This window comes from Pelagimonas sp. (genome assembly GCF_058892305.1).
Window position 1 is genome coordinate 1 of sequence record NZ_JBZXVN010000065.1, and the last position, 19333, is coordinate 19333.

Sequence of the window (19333 nt, forward strand, 5' to 3'; positions counted from 1 at the left end):
ATATCCCCGAAGTCATCACCGGTTTGATCGGTGTCGTGCTGATCGGTGCCGCCTTAAAGTCCTCCTACAAGGGCCGCAGCACGGCCTAACAAAGGGGAGCCAAACTGGCAGCCTAGAAGGTATGGAAAGAGGCCTCTGTCTTGCAAACGCAGAAAATGTCCACTTTGAGCCCAAAGTGACCAATGCTGCTTGCGTAGCGAAGGTCTGCTTTCCACTAGTTACATCTATCTCTAATCCACCATTCCGGTTCCGGGGCTGACCGGGGACGATCTGATTCCTTGATGCCGCCGAGTTTGACCGATTGGGCAAAGTTGGTAGTGTAGGTGTCATTAAAACCACGGCAGAGGGTGCGCTCTGTCTCCCTTTTATGAAGAAAGAGATTGAACCATGGTCACACTCACCGGCACCAGCCTGGCACTTACCGACACGCTTGTTGATACGGCCGTACTTCGTCTGAATGATGCCTATCATAGCGCCACTGCGGTTATCGGGGGTGTCACTTACGTCTACATCTCAAGTTTCGTTGACAATGCCATTCAGGTGGCAACCCTGTCTGACGATGGACAGCTCACGCCAGTTGGCGTGGTGGATGACACAGCAGGTATTACACTTGGTCTCGTATGGCGGCTCGAAACATTTGAGGTCGGCGGCAATCAATTCCTCGTGGCCAGTGGACAGGGCGACAATGGCATCACGGTCTTCTCTCTCTCTGACGCGGGTCCTTTCCTCAGTTTCGCGGACCGCGTCTTCGACAACGACAATCCTGATTTCAATTTGGGTAGCGCTGTCGGTCTTGAAGTCGTTACCCTTTCGGGGGGAACTTTCATCTACGTAGGAGGAACAGAGGGATTGAGTGTTTTTTCAGTCGGTCCCACCGGCGGGCTCACCAATGTTCAGAACATTGATGATGATGCTACGTTGGAGCTTAATACGACCCAAGGCTTGGATGCGTTTGAACTGTCAGGCACGCAATATCTGGTCACCACGGGTCGCTTTGACAATGGTCTTTCGGTGTTTTCTGTAAACCAAAGCACCGGAGCCTTGACGTCTGTTGTGAATGTTGACGGCACTGTGACAGGAATCCTCGACAGCCCGCGTATCGTGGAGGTCACCGTTATTGATGGTACCGCCTATATGTACGTTACAGAGGCCGATGATGACGCCGTAACCGTTATGGCCTTCGATGGGAGCAACCAACCCACTGTCGTGCAGCGTCTCGTCTCCCCCGGACTTCTGGACTTTGCCATCGGCATGGAACTTATCGAATTGGGGGATCGCCTTGCCCTTGCGGTCACGAACTTGAGTGGTGACACGGTGCAATTCTTCGAGATTGACACGGATCCGCTGGGGGGAAGTGTCGGTACCCTGACCCGTTTGCAGACGCTCACCGACGACTCCGGAGAGGGGCTTTTGGACGGCGCGCTCAGTGCCGAACAAGTCACCATTGGCGATACGACCTATCTTCTGATCACGTCTCTTAGCGGCGACTCCGTCAACGTCTATGAAATCGGCGGCGGCGATGATGCGGTTGACGGCAGCAACTCGGCTGATGACTTATCGGGCGGCAGCGGCGATGACACGCTGACCGGCCTTGGCGGCAACGATACGTTGGATGGCGGCGCGGGGTCTGACACGCTGGAGGGAGGGTCGGGCAACGACACGCTGATGGGGGGCGATGATGACGACGACCTCTCCGGCGGATCCGGCAATGACACCGCTCAGGGTGGAGACGGAGACGACAACCTGATGGGCGGCTCGGGCGATGACAGCCTCGAAGGCGGCGACGGATCAGATGGCATTCTGGCAGGCTCGGGCAATGACTTTGTTCGCGGTGAAGATGACAGCGACTGGGCGCGCGGCGGCACGGGCAATGACACCCTCACCGGCAACAACGGCGAAGACACCCTGCGCGGCGAGGACGGCAACGACCGCATGTTTGGCGGCAATGACAATGATACGCTCGCGGGCAACGCGGGCGATGATTATCTGCGTGGCGGCAATGGCGACGACATGGTTTATGGGGGCACCGGGGCCGACGACATGGGCGGCGAGGCGGGCAATGACACGCTCGACGGGGGCCTGGGCGATGACATTGTCCGCGGTGGCGACGATGACGATGAGCTCAACGGCAACCGCGGCGCGGATACGCTGGTGGGCAACTCGGGCGATGACATGATCTTTGGCGGTGCCGATGACGATCGGATCATCGGCGGCACGGGGGCGGACACGATGACTGGCGACGGTGGGGCCGATACCTTTGTGTTCAGCAACGTGAACCAGAGCCTGCACTCCGGCCCGCGCGATGTGATCACCGATTTCACCGCAGGCACGGATATGATCGACCTCTCTGGCTTTGCCGGCACGCTGACCTTCGTGACGAGTTACACCGGGGCGGGCAACGAGGTGCGTTACAACGACAGCATCGGGCGGCTGTACATCGACGTGGACGGCGACAGCGCGTCCGATTTCTCGGTCGATTTGGGCGCAGCGGCAGGCTTGACGGTGAGTGATCTCATTTTGTGATCGCCACAACCACTTACCAGACATTGTAGCAAGTTCAGCGAACGGCCGTTTTGTCCACAGTACAGACATTGCCAATGAACAAAAAAGCCTCCGAGATGCTCTCGGAGGCTTTTGCTTTTGTTTACTAGGGGCCAAGGCGGCCCACTAACCAATGTCGTGCAGCCGGGACTTAGGCCTGCAGCGATTTAACCACCAAATCACCTTCTTCGCGGGCTTTCATCGCCAATGCAGCGGCGTGGGCACCGGCACCTGTGGTGAAGTATGGGATCTTGTCATAAAGTGCGACCGAGCGGATTTCGCGGCTATCCGAGACCGAGGCGTTGCCTTCGGTGGTGTTCATCACCAATTGAATGCCGCCGTCTTTCATTAGGTCGACAATGTTCGGACGCCCTTCATAGACCTTTTTGGTGGTGTCACAGGCAATGCCCTGATCGCCAAGGAAGGCCGCGGTGCCCGATGTGGCAACAATCTTGAAGCCAAGATCAACCAATGTCTGCGCGGTTTCCACCAGCTGCGGTGTCTTGTCGTCATCTTTGATCGAGAAGAACACAGCGCCGCTTTCGGGAAGCATGGTTCCGGCCCCCATCTGCGCCTTGAGGAAGGCACGCGGGAAGGAACGATCCCACCCCATGACTTCGCCGGTTGAACGCATCTCTGGCCCAAGGATGGTGTCAACGCCGGGGAAGCGCGCGAAAGGCAGAACCGCTTCTTTGACGCTAAACCACGGCATGTTCGGGTCGGCCAATGTCATCGGATCGGCCAGCGGCAGATCGGTGTCATAGTCGGCGTTTTCCGGATAGGACGCACGCATCGGGAAGGCGGCAAGCTTTTCACCGGCCATAACACGCGCGGCAATCGAGGCAATCGCGCTGTCGGTGGCTTTGGCGACAAAGGGAACGGTCCGCGAGGCGCGTGGGTTCACTTCGATCAGGTAAATCTCATCGTCTTTGATCGCGAACTGGATGTTCATCAAACCAACCACGTTTAGCGCTTTGGCCAAGGCCACGGTTTGACGTTTCACTTCGGTCAGAGTGTCATCCGAGAGCGAGTAGGGCGGCAAGGAACAGGCGCTATCACCCGAGTGCACACCGGCCTCTTCGATGTGTTGCATGATGCCCGCGACGTGCACATCGGTGCCGTCACAAATCGCATCAACGTCCAATTCGACTGCGCCGGAAAGGTAGCTATCAAGTAGAACCGGGCTGTCGCCGGACACAACCACCGCCTCGGCGATGTAGCGGTCCAACTGGGCCATATCGCGCACGATTTCCATGGCGCGACCACCCAGAACATAGGAGGGGCGGATCACCAGCGGAAAGCCGATCTCTTCGGCAATGGCAAGCGCTTGGGCGTCGGTCGAAGCGATGCCATTCTTGGGCTGTTTCAGCGCAAGTTGGTTGACCAAAGCCTGAAAACGTTCGCGGTCTTCGGCAAGGTCAATCGCATCGGGCGTGGTGCCAAGGATCGGAATGCCTTCGGCTTCCAAGGCGTTGGCCAGTTTCAACGGGGTTTGCCCACCAAACTGTACAATTACGCCATGCAATGTGCCGTTTTCCTGCTCAACGCGCAGGATTTCCATGACGTTTTCAAAGGTCAGCGGCTCAAAGTACAAGCGATCCGAGGTGTCATAATCGGTCGACACAGTTTCGGGGTTACAGTTGATCATGATGGTCTCATAACCGGCATCAGACAGCGCATAACAGGCATGGCAGCAGCAATAATCGAACTCGATTCCCTGGCCGATCCGGTTTGGACCGCCGCCCAGAACGACGACCTTTTTGCGATCCGACGGTCGCGCTTCGCATTCCACTTCGCCCATCATCGGCTCTTCGTAGGTGGAATACATATAAGGCGTCTGCGCTTCGAATTCAGCGGCGCAGGTGTCGATCCGTTTAAAGACGGCGGTGACCCCGGCGTTGACGCGCTTGGTTCGAATGTCTTTTTCGCTAAACCCGGTTAGTTTGGCGAGACGTGCATCGGTAAAACCAAGCATCTTGAGCTCACGAAGACCGGCTTCGTCATTGGGTAGCCCGTCGGCTTTGACTTGCTCTTCTGCCTCAATAATCTCGCGGATTCGATCAAGGAACCATGGGTCAAAGGCGGTGACGTTGTGGATTTCGTCATTGGTCAGGCCATTGCGCATCGCCTGAGCGATGGTGCGCATCCGATCCGGGGTTTGTTCGCTGATGGCTTTGACCACGGCGGCTTTGTCTGGTGCGCCTTCGATCTCGACCTCATCAAACCCAGTCAGGCCAGATTCCATCGAAGCAAGCGCCTTTTGCAGGCTCTCGTGGATGGTGCGACCGATGGCCATGGCTTCGCCGACCGATTTCATCGCGGTGGTCAGGTAGGGTTTGGAGCCGGGGAACTTCTCAAAGGCGAATTTCGGAATCTTGGTGACAACATAGTCGATCGACGGTTCAAACGATGCCGGCGTGACCTTGGTAATGTCATTGTCCAGCTCGTCGAGCGTATAGCCAACCGCCAGCTTGGCGGCGATTTTCGCAATCGGGAAGCCCGTTGCCTTGGAGGCCAACGCCGAAGAGCGCGACACCCGTGGGTTCATTTCGATCACAACCATACGGCCGTCGGCGGGGTTCACCGCCCATTGGACGTTGGACCCACCGGTTTCAACGCCGATTTCGCGTAGCACGTTGATGCTATGCGTGCGCATGATCTGATATTCTTTGTCGGTGAGCGTTAGGGCAGGGGCCACTGTGATCGAATCACCGGTGTGCACGCCCATCGGATCGATGTTTTCGATCGCGCAAACGATAATGGCGTTGTCGGCTTTGTCGCGCACAACCTCCATCTCGTATTCTTTCCAGCCGAGCAAGCTCTGGTCGACAAGGATCTGGTTCACCGGGCTGGCATCCATACCGGTGCGGCAGAAATGGATGTAATCTTCGCGGTTATACGCGACGCCGCCGCCGGTGCCGCCCATGGTAAAGGCCGGGCGGATGATCGCTGGAAGGCCAATGTCATCCAACTCATCCAGCGCCATTTGAACACCAGCATCAAGATCGGTCACACCAGCGTCGGATTTCGGGGCGGTCACAATAGTCGCCTTTGGGTTTTCAATGCCCAAACGGTCCATCGCTTCGCGGAACAATTTGCGATCTTCTGCCATTTCAATGGCATCGCGGGTCGCGCCGATCATCTCGACACCAAATTCGCCAAGAACCCCCATCTCTTCGAGCGCCAAAGAGGTGTTCAAACCGGTCTGGCCACCCATGGTTGGTAACAACGCGTCGGGGCGTTCTTTTTCAATGATCTTGGCGACAACTTCGGGTGTGATTGGCTCGATATAGGTCGCATCGGCCATGTTCGGATCGGTCATGATCGTCGCCGGGTTCGAATTGACCAAAATCACGCGATAGCCTTCTTCGCGGAGCGCTTTACAGGCCTGAGCACCGGAATAATCGAATTCACAGGCCTGCCCGATCACAATAGGCCCCGCTCCGATGATCATGATCGACTGGATGTCGGTTCTCTTCGGCATGGTGCACCTCTTGTTTGTTTGGCGGATGTGTCTGGCAAAAAGGCGCCCCCAAGCGCCCAAATTGTCGTGGGTTATAGGCAGTGAGCCAAAAGGTGCAAGGGGTATCGGAAACGAAGGTGGATTTGCCGCTTTCCGGGCTTTCGTTTTGGACAAAAACCCTTATATCGCGGGCTTGAAACGCGAGGGCGATGATGAAAATCAGATTTGATCACGGGCCTGACGGCACATCGTTTGGTTTTTTTGACCCGGTTCAGGTCATTCGCGCCGACTCACCCGGCGATGTGGCCGCTGCGATGACAGCCTTGGAGGATGCCCAACAGGCCGGGCTATGGATCGCGGGATTCGCAAGCTATGAGCTTGGCTATGCGTTGGAGCCGAAGCTGGCCGACCGAATGCCAAGCGGGCGCAGGGTTCCGTTGATGTGCTTTGGTGTTTTTGACCAGCCCTCTGATTGGGCGTTACCAAACCCAGAGGGTGACGTTGGCGCACTCGATCCAAGCTGGACTCAAGCGCAGTACAAAGAACGCTTTGACTTCGTGCACGCCGCCATTGGGGCCGGGGATATTTATCAGGCCAACCTGACCTTTCCGTTGACCCTTAAAGTTGACGGCGACACTCCTGCTTTTTTTGCCGCCCTGACGGAGCGTCAGCCCGTGTCCTATGGCGCATTGGTTCAAGTGCCGGGGCTGCCGGATATTTTGTCTCGATCCCCGGAATTGTTTTTTCGAACCGACGCGCGTGGAAAAATCGAAACGCGCCCGATGAAGGGCACAATCGCTCGTCACCCTGATCCGGTCGAAGATGCGCGGCGCAAGGATTGGCTGGCTCAGGACGAAAAGAACTGTGCTGAAAACCTGATGATTGTCGACTTGTTGCGCAATGACATCAGCCGCGTTTCCCTTCCGGGGTCGGTCAAGGTGCCCGAGTTGTTCAAAGTCGAAAGCTACACGACCGTGCATCAAATGGTGTCGCTTGTTCAGGCTCAACTCAAGCCCGAAACCACTCTGCCCGATATCCTCCGGGCGCTTTTCCCCTGTGGGTCTATTACCGGTGCACCAAAAATCCGCGCCATGGAAATCCTATCCGAGCTGGAAACCGGGCCGCGTGACATTTATTGTGGTTCGATTGGTTGGATGGCCCCCGACGGCAGAAGCGAATTCAACGTCGCGATCCGCACCTTGCAGGTCGAAAACGGAGCCGCGACCCTGAATGTGGGCGGGGGCGTTGTTTGGGATAGCACCGCCCATGCTGAATATGAGGAAGCGCTATGGAAAGCCCGCTTTGCCCAGTTGAGCCCGAGTTTCGCCTGATCGAGACCTTTGGCTATCACCCCGGCACGGGGTTTGTGCGTCTTGACCTACATCTGGCACGTTTGGCGCGCTCTGCCCATGCGTTCGGCATCCTGTTTGACTCGCAATCAGTACGCGAGTTGCTCCAAGACAAAGGGGGAGAAACTGCCCTTCGCTGTCGGCTAACGTTGTCGCGTGATGGCGCCTTGGACCTGACAACCGCGCCTTTGGCCGAAAACCCACCTGCGTGGCGGCTCCAAATCAGCAATGCCCGGCTAGATAGCACCGACCCATGGCTGCGCCATAAAACCACCCGCCGCGCGCTTTACGATACGGCCCGCGCCTCCCTGCCCAAGGGCATAGATGAGCTTTTATTTCTCAACGAACGGGATGAGCTTTGCGAAGGCACCATCACCACTCTTTTTGTCACGACAAAAGACGGCAAACGCCTTACCCCGCCCCTGACGTCTGGCCTGCTTCCCGGTATTCTGCGTCACTCGCTCTTGGAAAAAGGCGACTACAAAGAAGGCACTCTCACCCTATCGGATCTGCGCAATGTCCAATCGCTCTTTGTTGGAAACTCTCTGCGTGGCTTGATCAAGGCTTCGCTCTAACGCTTTTCATCTTGCCAAACAAACTCCGGGGGAGGCCGCTTGCGGACGGGGCAGCGCCCCCATGCCCGTTCAATGCCCTATAAACTGCCGACAACGCGACGCATCCCTTGACTTTAGCGCCCACAAACGGTGTATCGGCCAGCAAGCGCCAGATTTGGCGATATCCAGACAAAATGACATCCGCCCGAAGGGATAGAACAGATGCACGCCTATCGCAGCCATACCTGCGCCGACCTGACCAAAGCCAATGTCGGTGACACCGTCCGCCTTTCCGGTTGGGTGCATCGCGTCCGAGATCACGGTGGCGTTCTTTTCATCGACTTGCGCGACCACTACGGCATCACTCAGGTGATCGCCGATGGCGACAGCCCGGCCTTTGCCGATCTGGAAAAAGTACGCTCGGAATGGTGTATCCGCATCGACGGCAACGTGCTCGCGCGTGACGAAAGCCTGATCAACCCGAACCTGCCGACTGGCGAAATCGAAGTTTTTGTTCGTGAACTCGAAGTGCTGGGTTCCGCAGCTGAGCTGCCGCTTATGGTGTTTGGCGATCAGGAATATCCTGAGGAAACCCGTCTCAAGTACCGCTATCTCGACCTGCGTCGCGATGTGATGCAAAAGTCGATGGCCCTGCGCTCTGATGTTGTGTCCTCGATGCGCAAACGCATGTGGGATTTGAACTTCCGCGAATTCCAAACGCCGATCATCACCGCGTCCTCGCCCGAAGGTGCGCGCGACTTCCTCGTGCCATCGCGTCAACAGCCGGGCAAGTTCTATGCGCTGCCACAGGCCCCTCAGCAGTTCAAACAGCTGATCATGGTTTCGGGCTTTGACAAATATTTCCAGATCGCGCCGTGTTTCCGCGACGAAGACCCACGCGCCGATCGCTCGCCCACCGATTTCTATCAGCTCGACCTTGAGATGAGCTTTGTTGAGCAGCAAGACATCTTTGACACCATCGCGCCGGTTCTGGCCGGTGTGTTCGAAGAATTCGGCGAAGGCAAGAAGGTGGATGCGCCACACGAGTGGCCGCAGATTTCCTATCGTGATGCCGCCAAATGGTACGGCAGCGACAAGCCAGACCTGCGCAACCCGATCAAAATGCAGGATTGTTCCGATCACTTCCGTGGGTCCGGCTTTGCGATTTTTGCCAAACTGCTTGAGCAAGAGGGCACCGAAGTTCGCGCCATTCCTGCGCCAACCGGTGGTGGCCGCAAATTCTGTGACCGGATGAACAAATTTGCCCAAGGCGAAGGCCTTCCGGGCATGGGCTATATCTTCTGGCGTGAAAAAACCGCTGACTCTGTGGCTCAGGAACTGGGCATCAAAGTCAAAGAAGCCCAAGCCAAGATCAAATCCGGCGAAGTCGAAGTTGGCATGGAAGCCGCCGGTCCGCTTGCCAAAAACATCGGCCCCGAGCGCACCGAAGCCATCCGCCAACAGCTTGGCCTTGGCATTGGCGATGCGGCGTTCTTCTTGGGCGGCAAACCAAAAGCCTTTGAAAAGATCGCGGGTAAAGCCCGTGATGTGATCGGGACCGAACTGAACCTGCTCGACAAAGATCGCTTTGCCTTTGCATGGATCGTCGATTTCCCGATCTACGAACAAGACGAAGAGACCGGCAAGATTGATTTCGAACACAACCCGTTTTCGATGCCCCAAGGTGGTGCCGAAGCGCTTGAGGGCAACCCGCTCGACGTGTTGGGCTATCAGTACGATTTGGCCTGTAATGGGTACGAATTGGTCTCGGGCGCGATCCGGAACCACAGACCGGAAATCATGTACAAAGCGTTCGAGATTGCCGGCTATGGCAAAGAAGAGGTCGAGAGCCGTTTTGGAGCCTTGGTCAACGCGTTCCAATACGGTGCGCCACCCCACGGTGGCTGTGCCGCTGGGATCGACCGGATCGTGATGTTGCTGGCGGATCAGCAAAACATCCGCGAAGTCATGATGTTCCCAATGAACCAGCGCGCCGAAGATTTGATGATGAACGCGCCTAGCGACCCTCAGTCGGAGCAGTTGATGGAACTGGGCCTACGCGTCATTCCGCAGGATCAATAACCTCATTTTGGCAACCAATCGCCAATGACACGACATGACACGAGAAGGCCGGTGCAATCGCATCGGCCTTTTCTTATTGTCGGGTTCAGGAACAAACGAGCGAGCCATTTATGTCCTTCGATCCAATCCTTGCCGAAATTCGTTTCGGGTGCGGGTTATCGCCAAGCATTGCACCGACTGAGAGTGTAGGTGATATTTTGGCCGGATTGGATGGCCCTGACGATATGGCCGATCGTTTCCCGATCGAAAGCTTTCCCGAGTTCCGCTTGCGCATGGTCAAACGTGAAGAGCTCCAAAGAGAGTTTCGCAAAAATCGCGGTACGGATGCCGGGGAAACCCTACGCAAAGAAATACGGTTGCTTAAAAAGCAAGCCCGGTTGGATCATTGGACGTGGATGGCGTCACACGTCTTGCGTCGCACCCATTCTCAGACACCGTTCAAAGAAAGACTTGAAGGGTTTTGGGCGGATCATTTCACCACAGCGGGCAAAGCCGGGGTCATCCGTCGCGGTGTGTCCCCCTTTGTCGAAAGCGCCATTCGCCCAAATATGTCGGGAAGTTTCGGTGACTTGCTGATTGCGAGCGTGACCCATCCGTTGATGGTTCACTACCTTGATCAAGATCGCTCGGCCGGGCCAAATTCGCGACAGGCCAAGAAAAAACCGGGCAAATTTGGGCTGAACGAAAACCTTGCACGAGAAATTCTGGAACTGCACACGCTTGGGGTTGATGGTCCCTATACTCAGGGTGACGTGCGTGAGTTGGCGGAACTATTGACCGGCCTGACCTTTAAGGCCAACAAAGGGCGACATTTCCAAAAGAGCCTCGCGGAACCGGGCGAAGAAGTGGTTTTGGGGACGTCTTATGGTGGCGACAAACCGCATATTCGTGACATCAATGCGGTGTTACGTGACCTGGCCGTGCACCCGGCAACGGCCCGGCATATGGCCTCCAAACTGGCAACGCATTTTGTGTCTGACCGTCCTGATCCCGATTTGGTTGCGGCAATTGAACGGGCTTGGCGCGACAGCGATGGCACGCTGAGCGTCGTTTACAAAGCCATGCTGCGCCATCCAATGGCCTGGACGGATCGCAACCCGAATTTCAAGCAGCCTTTTGAGTTTGTGAGCTCGGCTGCAAGGGCCTTGAACGTCCATCCAAGAACGGTGCAGTCGCTCACCGAAAAGAAGATTCGCCAGAGGTTTTTTGAACCTTTGCGCCTGATGGGGCATATCTGGCAAAGACCCAGCGGCCCGGATGGATTGGACGAAGATGACAGTGCTTGGATCACGCCCCAAGGGATGGCGGCGCGGCTACAATGGGCGGTGATTGTGCCAAGCCTTTTGGTGCCTCAACTACCTGATCCGCGAGAGTTCGTTCAAACGGCCCTGGGGTGGCGAGCCAATGACACTGTGCGTTTCGCCGCCGGGGCCGCCGAAAGCCGCGCAGACGGCATTGGGCTTGTGCTCATTTCTCCTGCATTTCAAAGGACATAAGCCATGGATCGTCGATCATTTCTAAGCCGTTCGGTCGCTTTGGGGTGCTCTTTGGCGGCAAGTCCCTTGCTAACGCCGGTAAGTTTTGCGTCTGCCCCCGGCGACAAGCGGTTGGTGGTGATCATTCTGCGCGGCGGCATGGATGGGATGGGGGCGGTGGCCCCCTATGGTGATGCGGGTTTTTCGGGTTTGCGGGGGCCTCTCACCCTTGGTGATGAGGGTTACATAGATTTGGACGGCTTTTTCGCCATGCATGGGGCGCTGCGCCCTTTGTTGCCCTTGTGGCAAGATCAACAACTTGGCTTTGTGCATGCGGTTTCAACGCCCTACCGGGACAAGCGCAGCCATTTTGACGGTCAAGATTTGCTGGAGGCGGGCGGTTTCTCGCTTCAGGATGGCAAGGTCCGGGATGGGTGGCTTAACCGGATGATGGGGCATATGTCGGGACAAAATGCAGAAATGGCTTATGCCATCGGGAGCGATCCGTTGAACATTTTGGACGGTGCGCAAACCGTCCAGCGGTGGTCGCCCGATGTGGACTTGGCCCTTAGCTCACAAGCAATCCGTTTGGCGCAATTGGTGACTAAGGATGATCCGGCCATGTCAGCGGCTTTGGCTGAGGGGCTGCGGTTAGCGGATTCCGATGGCGATGCGGTGACGGTTGATGGTGGCATGCAAGACATGATGTCGATGTTGCAAGACAATGCCGCAGCTGGACGCGGAACCAGCTATGAAACCCGCGTGGCGAAATTTGCGGCCGGACGATTGCGCAAAGACGCACGCATCGCGTCTTTCTCACTGAACGGCTGGGACACGCACGCCAACCAAGGGCGTGTTTTGGCCCGATCTCTATCGGCCTTGTCTGATGTGATCCTAACCTTGAAGTCAGAACTCAAAGGACCGGCGTGGAAGCGCACGGCTGTCGTGGCGATAACCGAATTTGGCCGAACAGCACGTTTCAACGGGTCCAAAGGGACGGATCACGGCACCGGTGGGGCCATGGTGTTGGCAGGGGGGGCCATTCGCGGTGGCCGTGTTCATGCCGATTGGCCCGGCCTTAACGAAGCAGATCTCTTTCAGCGGCGCGATTTGATGCCGACACGCGATTTGCGTGCCTATACGGGGTGGCTGATCCGCGATTTGTTCGGATTGCCATCAGGGGCCGTTGAGCGGGATATTTTCTCCCAGCTCGATTTGGGGGATGACCCGAACTTGCTTCTTTAGCGGTGGTTTTACATAGCGATCCTATCGGTCATACGATCTTGAACCAGAGCGGCGACTTTGGCCAAATCCGATTGCAAAGGGCGACCAGATTGGCGCGCTTGTGCCAAATCTTCTGCGGCTTTTTGTAGAATGCCGTCACCGGCGCTACGCGCGACGCCGGTCAGAAACTGGGTCACATAGGCCAGTGATCTATCATCTTCGCGGTCATCCAATACGTCGGCTGCATGGGCCATGTCATCTCGGTACGCCAGCGGATCGGGTAAAACCGGATCGTCGCTTACGAGGCGTGGGCCATTGGGTTGGCGTTCGAGTGGCAAGGCAGAGATGACGGCGTTTTGAAAGGCGACCACAGACGAAATCGGTTTGGCAAGGAACCCATCCGCGCCCGCAGCCAAGGCGACCTCTTCGGCAAAGCTATCGCCGCTTGTTCCAAGGATAACTTCGACCCGTGGGCAGGCAATGGAGAGTTCGGAAATTAGCTCGGCCCCGGAGCCGTCCGGTAGGCCAAGGTCGATAATTACCACGCTGGGGCGATACACCTGTAAGTGGCGGCGTGCAGATTTCAGGCAATCGGCGCGGCGAATGCGTGCGCCGGACCGCAGGCACAATAGCCGCATCGCGTCACAAGCAAAGCGGCTGTCTTCTACGACCAGAATCGTTAATCCAAGTAGCGGCCGTGTGGCAGTTGGCCGTAGGTGTGTGTGCATTAGGTCATCGTCGTCCATGATCCCCTCCTGAGGTGCGAGTCGTTACACAGGATTCATCAATGCTGGTGAACAAGCGGTTAAAGGCCGCAGGGTTTGGACATCTGCTTGCCCCTTTTGTGGCGTCCGGGTCATAACGCAAGGCGACGACAGGACTGGGAGAGAAACATGATTGGACGTTTGAACCACGTTGCCATCGCGGTGCCGGATCTACAGGCCGCCGCAGATCAATATCGCAATGCTTTGGGGGCCAAAGTTGGCGACCCGCAAGATGAACCCGACCACGGCGTGACCGTGATTTTCATCGAATTGCCCAATACCAAGATTGAGCTGCTTTATCCGTTGGGTGAAGGCAGCCCTATTCAGGGGTTCCTTGATAAGAACCCAGCAGGTGGCATCCACCACATTTGTTATGAAGTTGATGATATCATTGCCGCGCGGGATCATCTGACCGAAACCGGTGCTCGGGTTCTTGGGACCGGTGAGCCCAAAATTGGCGCGCACGGCAAGCCAGTTTTGTTCCTGCATCCCAAAGACTTTGACGGCTGTCTTGTGGAGCTGGAGCAGGTCTGATGGGGATCACTTCAGGTCTCGTTCTATACGCTGTCTTCTGGTTCATGACGTTTCTCGTCGTGATCCCGATCCGGCTAAAAACTCAAGGTGAATCCGGTGAGATTGTGCCCGGCACACATGCCGGTAGCCCACAGGAACACAACCTTAAGCGCAAGGCGTGGATCACCACAGGTATCGCCTTTGTCATATGGGCGATTGTGGCCACGGTCATACTTACCGAGACCATTACGGTCGATGATGTTGCCCGGTGGACCAAGTTCGAAAACCGTGGCGGATAAAGGGAAAGGGGGCGCTTTTCTGCGCCCCTATTTGTTCAAACGGTGAAAGATGTGGGTAAAGGTTGCAGCGCCCAAAACCGGAATGAACAGGTTCACCAGTGGAATCGATAGCGGCATCGCCATCAACACTCCGGCGGCCCAGATCGTCAGCATATGGCGTTTGCGAAGCTTTTTGGCTTCGACCCGGCCAACCCGGCGCATGGCGGCCAATGTAAAATATTCGCGGCCCAGCAAGAACCCGTTCAACGCCCAAAAGATAAACGGCGCCAAGGGCGCAAAGATCATATACAGGATCAGTGCCACAAGGTTGGCGGCAATCATCACACCAAGAAAGCTCACCGTGTCGCGCAGTCCGTCTGACATGCTGACCTCGCTGGCGGGGGGCAAGCCGGAATAGTGGCGATCCTCGACCGCTTGGGCGACATCATCCAAAAAGATCGATGTGATGGCCGAGGCAACAGGCACCATTAGGAAGATCGACAAGATGATCATCAAGGGGACCATGGCCCAGCTGAGCACATTGTCGAGCCACTGAACCTCGCCGATCCACGGCAGAGAGACGGCGTCGCCGACAAAAAAACCGACACCCCAGATGAACAGGCTTGAGATCGCGAACAAAATGGCAATCGCCAAACCCACCCCGCGCAGCAAAACCGAGCGGAAGCGTTTATCGCTCATCTGGGCGATGGCGGAGAGGAAGGCGCTGATAATCATTCATTTACCCAAGTGGTAATGGTATCAAGGTCAGGGCGAGGCCGCTCTGGTGGGGCGAATTTTTCGGTGCCGATATGCAAAAATCCGGCAATGCGCTCGTTGGATATGAGGCCCAATGCGTCCTCTAGGAACGCCCGGTCATGAGAGACCCAACCAGAGAGCCAATTGGCCCCCCAGCCATCCGCCAAAGCCGCGTTGAGCAAGGCAAGACAAACAGCGCCGGCTGAATAGCTTTGTTCGATGGCCGGGACTTTGGGGCTTTCCTTTTGAATTTCGACCACCGCAACGCAAAGCGGACTATTGGCAAAGGCCGCCTGGGCTTTGGCAATGTCCTCGGGTGATTTTCCAAGGCGCTCGCCACAGGCGGGCACTGCTCCGGCCAGCCGTTGCAAGGCCGCGCCGCGCAAGACAATAAACCGCCAAGGTTCAAGTTTTCCATGATCTGGGCTTCTTGCGGCCGCGGTCAATAGGGGTTTCAAACGCGCGTCGTCCGGGGCGGGGGCCAACAAGGTTTTGGCAGGACGAGACCGGCGGGTCAGTAGGAAATCAAGGGCTTGGGGGTTTGGGCTCGGCATGGTCTCTCCTGTTGTCGCTGTGCATATGTCAGGGCTAACGGGCTTGTTTTCAACCGTCAAAGTTGCGCAAATCGGCCGAGGTTGGTAGCCAATCCCCATGCGCTTGCCCGATTTGACTGATCTCGCCCTTTCAGACACCACAGTTGCGGTGCGTGTCACGCCCAAAGCATCGCGCAACGCAATCGAACGCAAGGGCGATGAAATACGCATTTATGTGACCACGGTTCCCGAGAATGGAAAAGCCAATGCAGCGGTGACCAAGCTTTTGGCCAAGGCGCTGGGCGTGCCAAAATCACGCCTGTCACTTATCCGAGGAGAGACCGCGCGGGACAAGGTTTTTCGGATCGACTAGGAGGTACCTTCGTCCTTAGGACGTGTGTAAACACCTTCGGGCAAGGACACAGCCGCCACCAGATCGCGCATTTGCGAAATAGATAACGTGACCTTTTGCGTTTCTTCCGTGCGCGGATCAAATTGTTCAACGGTGACGCATTCTTCGAACGAAGAGACAATCACATCCTCTTGCAAGGGCTTTGCCCCTTCATCCACAAGCGTAACGACCGTGGCGTCAAATTCGTGTTCGATACTAAACATATCTTTAGGTTAGCCCTGTTTGAGGCAGGGCGGAACCGGAAATCCGCGGGTCACTCGCAATTGATGGCGCAGGGGTGGCCCTTGTGGACAACGCCACCTATGGTCGTTGCATCCGAATGGGGCTTTGTATGACGCGACTGTTGCCAATGATTTTTGTTTTGCTGTCAGCTTGTGCGACAGTGCCGCTCCCCGAACCGGGGCCCGTGGGGGCACCCCCCCCGCAAGCAAAACCGATTGACCCAGAGATTCAGAGACATGCGGCCCGCGCCGCGCGTCAATTTGTGCAGGTTGTCGAAACGGTCGAACCGGTTGCAGAGCGTGAATGCCGCAAGGCCCTTGGGCGGGGAAACTGCGACTTTCAGATCGTCGTGGATGATCGTCCCAATCAGCCCCCGAACGCCTTTCAGACCGTTGACCGGCTTGGCAGACCTATTCTTGCCTTTAACCTTGGGCTCATTGTCTCTGTGCGAAATGCCGACGAATTGGCCTTTATTATGGGGCACGAAGCCGCGCACCATATCCTAGATCATCTCGAACGAACTCGTGAAACCGCGACGTATGGGGCCGTTGTTATGTCGGGGATTGCGGCATTGGGTGGCGCTGATCCAGAAACCGTGCGCAACGCCGAGCAATTGGGGGCTGCAATTGGGGCGCGGTCATTTTCAAAAGAATTTGAGTTGGAAGCAGACCGATTGGGCACTGTTATTGCCGCAAAGGCGGGCTACGATCCGGTTCTTGGGTCAGAATTCTTTACCCGCATTCCAGATCCCGGAAACAAGTTCCTTGGCACGCACCCACCCAACGCGGCGCGTCGCCAAACCGTTCGGGATGCTGCGGCCGGACTTTAGAGGACTATAGGCGGGTCCTTGCCGCGTTGACCTGTATCAAGGCGTTTTCTATGTCCGGCGCTAACCTCTCGCTTGTCCATCAGGAACAAGAGGGAATCGTGTATGACGAGCCGTGAAACATTGAAGCGCCATGCAGGTCTGTTCGATGACATGGCCTCTGCCGTGGGTCTTGACCTTGAGAATGAGGTTTTAACCGGGCGGTTGCCGATCCCGGATTTGGACGAGGCTGTGTTGCGTTGCACCGGTTGCACAAGGCCAGAGGCTTGTAGCTCTTGGTTGGACAAAAACACCGGCACCGCAGAAACGCCCCCAGATTATTGCCGAAACTCAACCCTGTTTGCAGAATTGAAACGGATTTGACTTATGGTTGTTTCACAAGACGCCCCAGCGACTAAATTGGTACTTGGCCCCGAAAATGAACACTTTTGGTTGGTGCAACGGATGGCCAAGGCAACCGGTATTGATCTGGTCAAAGCCGCCGATGTCGACCTTATGACTCAAAAGGACTGGGCCGATATTGTGACGCACTGTCGTGGCTGCAATTGGTCCGACGGTTGTGGTCGTTGGCTTGATAAACCGCGTGAAGGTCTACGTGACCTACCGCAACCCTGTGTGAATCGTACCCGCCTTGCCGAGATCAAGGCCGATCTTGAGGAGTTAATGCCATGACCCAGCATTTGGGTGATCCCGCCCGTCACTTCTTTATGACGCGCAGCGTGGCGCGCACCATGGGTCTTAGCCTGAGCGAAGAAATGCAGACCGGCAATCTGGCCCCAGAGGCCTATGCACGAATGGTGACCCATTGCCGGGGCTGTGCCTTGGTCGAAGCCTGTGAAAAGTGGCTGGCAGCACAGGTTGAATTGGTAAAAACACCTCCTCCTGGGTGCTGCAACGGAGAAGCCTTTTCGCAGCTTCGCCGTCCACACTAGGGCGGGTTTTCCATGACAGAAAGCAAAACGGACTTCGCTCTGCGCGGTCCGGTTTTGTATAGGGTGCCGCAATGATTGCGGTGTCGACCTGCCCCTTACAATGCGCGAGAGCCGGGGCTTTGAGGAAAAAAAGCCCCACTCAAGAGCGGGGCCTTTGATGTTTGACGCGAGTTGTCCCGCGATATTGGCTTATTGCGCGCGCAGGTTTTTCGCCGAATCCTTGATGGCGTCAAACTGACCCGTAGGACGAAACCGCCAGAGGTATTCCGGCAGAATCAGATCGTAGGCCGTAGGTGAAATGCCCAGCTCTTCAAACCCTTTGGCATCCTCGGAAACGACATTGTCGGACCTAAGGCTGCGCACTTGATCGCCGGTGATTTGCGCCGGGATCAGACCCAAAGACAGCTTGCCGACCACTTCGGATATTGGCGCAAGGATCGCGCCCAACCAAAATGGCATGTTGAGGATAAGGCGACGGCGATGGATGGTTTCGAGCATGTCTTGCATCAAACCACGGAACGTCCGCACGTCTGGTCCGCCAAGCTCATAAATGCCGGCGTCGACTTGACCAAGGCAGGCCTGAACGGCGGCTTTGGCGACGTCATCAACATAGACCGGCTGGAATTTGGTGTTCCCACCGACGAGCGGCAGAATCATTGAATACCGGCAGATGGTGCCGAAGCGGTTAAAGAACTGATCCTCGGGGCCAAACAAAACCGACGGGCGTAGAATGATGGCATCCGGCTTGTGGCTTAGAACCGCATCTTCGCCTTGGGCTTTGGTTTTGGCGTATAGGCTATTTGAGTGGGCGTCGGCCCCAATCGCCGAAATATGGGTCATCTGCTCAATACCCAGTTCCGCGGCGATCCGTGCGATCCGACCAGCACCATCAACGTGAACAGCATCAAAGTTGTTTTTGCCGGACTTATCAAAGGTTCCAACACAGTTAACAACGGCGTCTGCCCCGACCATGGCGGCACGTACACTGGCATCATCGCGAATGTTGCAAAAAACAGGTTCCACTTGGCCAACAACGCCATACGGACGCACATGAAGCGCCTCGTTCGGACGACGGACGGCGACACGAACGCGCCAGCCTTCTTTTGCCATGCGTCGGGCGATATACCGCCCCAGGAATCCCGCTCCGCCGTAAATGGTGACGAGTTTGGGCATTGGGTCTCTCCTCATGCATGCGAGCTTGGTGGCAGGAATACCGGCCTTGGACCGCCCCGACAAGGTGTAGGATTGCCGCGCGGAGCTTTCTTTCAAAAAGATTGTTGACACCCTAGGGTGACACGCTTAAACCGCGCTCCACCAACCGTGCCCAGATGGCGGAATTGGTAGACGCGCTGGCTTCAGGTGCCAGTGGCCGCAAGGCCGTGGAGGTTCGAGTCCTCTTCTGGGCACCA

At 56.5% G+C, this 19333-nt stretch carries 19 protein-coding genes and 1 tRNA gene; 14 read left to right on the forward strand and 6 right to left on the reverse strand.

Annotation, left to right across the window (positions count from 1 at the left end; translation table 11 throughout):
- Positions 1–387: 387 nt before the first annotated feature.
- Entirely contained in the window at positions 388–2523 is a 2136-nt protein-coding gene (locus AC5EFR_RS21620) for a hypothetical protein (protein WP_493577791.1), read from the forward strand.
- 169 nt (positions 2524–2692) lie between these two features.
- Here AC5EFR_RS21620 and carB read toward each other — a convergent pair whose 3' ends face one another.
- A complete protein-coding gene (gene carB / locus AC5EFR_RS21625) occupies positions 2693–6025 on the reverse strand; it encodes a carbamoyl-phosphate synthase large subunit (RefSeq protein ID WP_493577792.1) in 3333 nt (1110 codons plus the stop codon).
- A 191-nt stretch (positions 6026–6216) separates the two neighbouring features.
- Here carB and AC5EFR_RS21630 point away from each other — a divergent pair, with 191 nt between their 5' ends.
- The 5 genes from AC5EFR_RS21630 to AC5EFR_RS21650 all read left to right on the forward strand — a co-directional run bounded on the left by AC5EFR_RS21630 (position 6217) and on the right by AC5EFR_RS21650 (position 12709).
- On the forward strand, positions 6217–7335 hold the full coding sequence (locus AC5EFR_RS21630; protein ID WP_493577809.1) for an aminodeoxychorismate synthase component I: 1119 nt from the start codon (positions 6217–6219) through the stop codon (positions 7333–7335).
- Positions 7293–7928, forward strand: coding sequence for an aminotransferase class IV family protein (locus AC5EFR_RS21635; RefSeq protein ID WP_493577793.1), 636 nt, complete (start codon positions 7293–7295; stop codon positions 7926–7928). The genes AC5EFR_RS21630 and AC5EFR_RS21635 overlap by 43 nt, the downstream gene beginning before the upstream one ends.
- A 201-nt stretch (positions 7929–8129) precedes the next feature.
- A complete protein-coding gene (aspS, locus tag AC5EFR_RS21640) occupies positions 8130–9989 on the forward strand; it encodes an aspartate--tRNA ligase (RefSeq protein ID WP_493577794.1) in 1860 nt (619 codons plus the stop codon).
- 110 nt (positions 9990–10099) lie between these two features.
- A complete protein-coding gene (locus AC5EFR_RS21645) occupies positions 10100–11485 on the forward strand; it encodes a DUF1800 domain-containing protein (protein ID WP_493577795.1) in 1386 nt (461 codons plus the stop codon).
- Between the two features lie 3 nt (positions 11486–11488).
- The gene (locus AC5EFR_RS21650) at positions 11489–12709 is read left to right on the forward strand and encodes a DUF1501 domain-containing protein (protein WP_493577796.1); all 1221 of its coding nucleotides are present in this window, start codon (positions 11489–11491) and stop codon (positions 12707–12709) included.
- Positions 12710–12717: 8 nt separating this feature from the next.
- Here AC5EFR_RS21650 and AC5EFR_RS21655 read toward each other — a convergent pair whose 3' ends face one another.
- Positions 12718–13434, reverse strand: coding sequence for a response regulator (locus AC5EFR_RS21655; protein ID WP_493577797.1), 717 nt, complete (start codon positions 13432–13434; stop codon positions 12718–12720).
- Between the two features lie 147 nt (positions 13435–13581).
- Between AC5EFR_RS21655 and mce the strand changes: the two genes are divergently transcribed.
- Complete coding sequence (gene mce, locus AC5EFR_RS21660) at positions 13582–13986, forward strand: methylmalonyl-CoA epimerase (RefSeq protein WP_493577798.1); 405 nt, start codon at positions 13582–13584, stop codon at positions 13984–13986.
- The gene (locus tag AC5EFR_RS21665) at positions 13986–14264 is read left to right on the forward strand and encodes a DUF1467 family protein (RefSeq protein ID WP_493577799.1); all 279 of its coding nucleotides are present in this window, start codon (positions 13986–13988) and stop codon (positions 14262–14264) included. The genes mce and AC5EFR_RS21665 overlap by 1 nt, the downstream gene beginning before the upstream one ends.
- 27 nt (positions 14265–14291) lie before the next feature.
- On the opposite strand, the gene AC5EFR_RS21670 is transcribed toward AC5EFR_RS21665, so the two are convergent.
- Positions 14292–14978, reverse strand: coding sequence for an EI24 domain-containing protein (locus tag AC5EFR_RS21670; protein ID WP_493577800.1), 687 nt, complete (start codon positions 14976–14978; stop codon positions 14292–14294).
- Positions 14975–15553, reverse strand: coding sequence for a nitroreductase family protein (locus AC5EFR_RS21675; protein ID WP_493577801.1), 579 nt, complete (start codon positions 15551–15553; stop codon positions 14975–14977). Before AC5EFR_RS21675 ends, AC5EFR_RS21670 begins: the two co-directional genes overlap by 4 nt.
- Positions 15554–15650: 97 nt before the next feature.
- Here AC5EFR_RS21675 and AC5EFR_RS21680 point away from each other — a divergent pair, with 97 nt between their 5' ends.
- Positions 15651–15905, forward strand: a complete 255-nt coding sequence (locus tag AC5EFR_RS21680) for a DUF167 domain-containing protein (protein ID WP_493577802.1) — start codon at positions 15651–15653, stop codon at positions 15903–15905.
- On the opposite strand, the gene AC5EFR_RS21685 is transcribed toward AC5EFR_RS21680, so the two are convergent.
- The gene (locus AC5EFR_RS21685) at positions 15902–16147 is read right to left on the reverse strand and encodes a DUF8831 family protein (protein ID WP_493577803.1); all 246 of its coding nucleotides are present in this window, start codon (positions 16145–16147) and stop codon (positions 15902–15904) included. The two genes, AC5EFR_RS21680 and AC5EFR_RS21685, sit on opposite strands and share 4 nt — an antisense overlap.
- Before the next feature lie 128 nt (positions 16148–16275).
- Between AC5EFR_RS21685 and AC5EFR_RS21690 the strand changes: the two genes are divergently transcribed.
- The 4 genes from AC5EFR_RS21690 (at position 16276) to AC5EFR_RS21705 (ending at position 17924) form a co-directional block, all read left to right on the forward strand.
- Positions 16276–16995 (forward strand): M48 family metallopeptidase, encoded by a 720-nt coding sequence (locus AC5EFR_RS21690; RefSeq protein WP_493577804.1) that lies wholly within the window; start codon positions 16276–16278, stop codon positions 16993–16995.
- Positions 16996–17097: 102 nt separating this feature from the next.
- Positions 17098–17355: a DUF6455 family protein gene (locus AC5EFR_RS21695; RefSeq protein ID WP_493577805.1), complete on the forward strand. Its 258-nt coding sequence runs from the start codon at positions 17098–17100 to the stop codon at positions 17353–17355.
- 3 nt (positions 17356–17358) lie between these two features.
- On the forward strand, positions 17359–17664 hold the full coding sequence (locus AC5EFR_RS21700) for a DUF6455 family protein (protein WP_493577806.1): 306 nt from the start codon (positions 17359–17361) through the stop codon (positions 17662–17664).
- Positions 17661–17924 carry a DUF6455 family protein gene (locus tag AC5EFR_RS21705; protein WP_493577807.1) on the forward strand — a complete coding sequence of 88 codons (264 nt, stop codon included), beginning with the start codon at positions 17661–17663 and terminating at the stop codon, positions 17922–17924. The genes AC5EFR_RS21700 and AC5EFR_RS21705 overlap by 4 nt, the downstream gene beginning before the upstream one ends.
- A 189-nt stretch (positions 17925–18113) precedes the next feature.
- On the opposite strand, the gene AC5EFR_RS21710 is transcribed toward AC5EFR_RS21705, so the two are convergent.
- Positions 18114–19097: a complex I NDUFA9 subunit family protein gene (locus tag AC5EFR_RS21710; protein ID WP_493577808.1), complete on the reverse strand. Its 984-nt coding sequence runs from the start codon at positions 19095–19097 to the stop codon at positions 18114–18116.
- Positions 19098–19246: 149 nt separating this feature from the next.
- Between AC5EFR_RS21710 and AC5EFR_RS21715 the strand changes: the two genes are divergently transcribed.
- Positions 19247–19333: transfer RNA gene (locus AC5EFR_RS21715), tRNA-Leu, on the forward strand.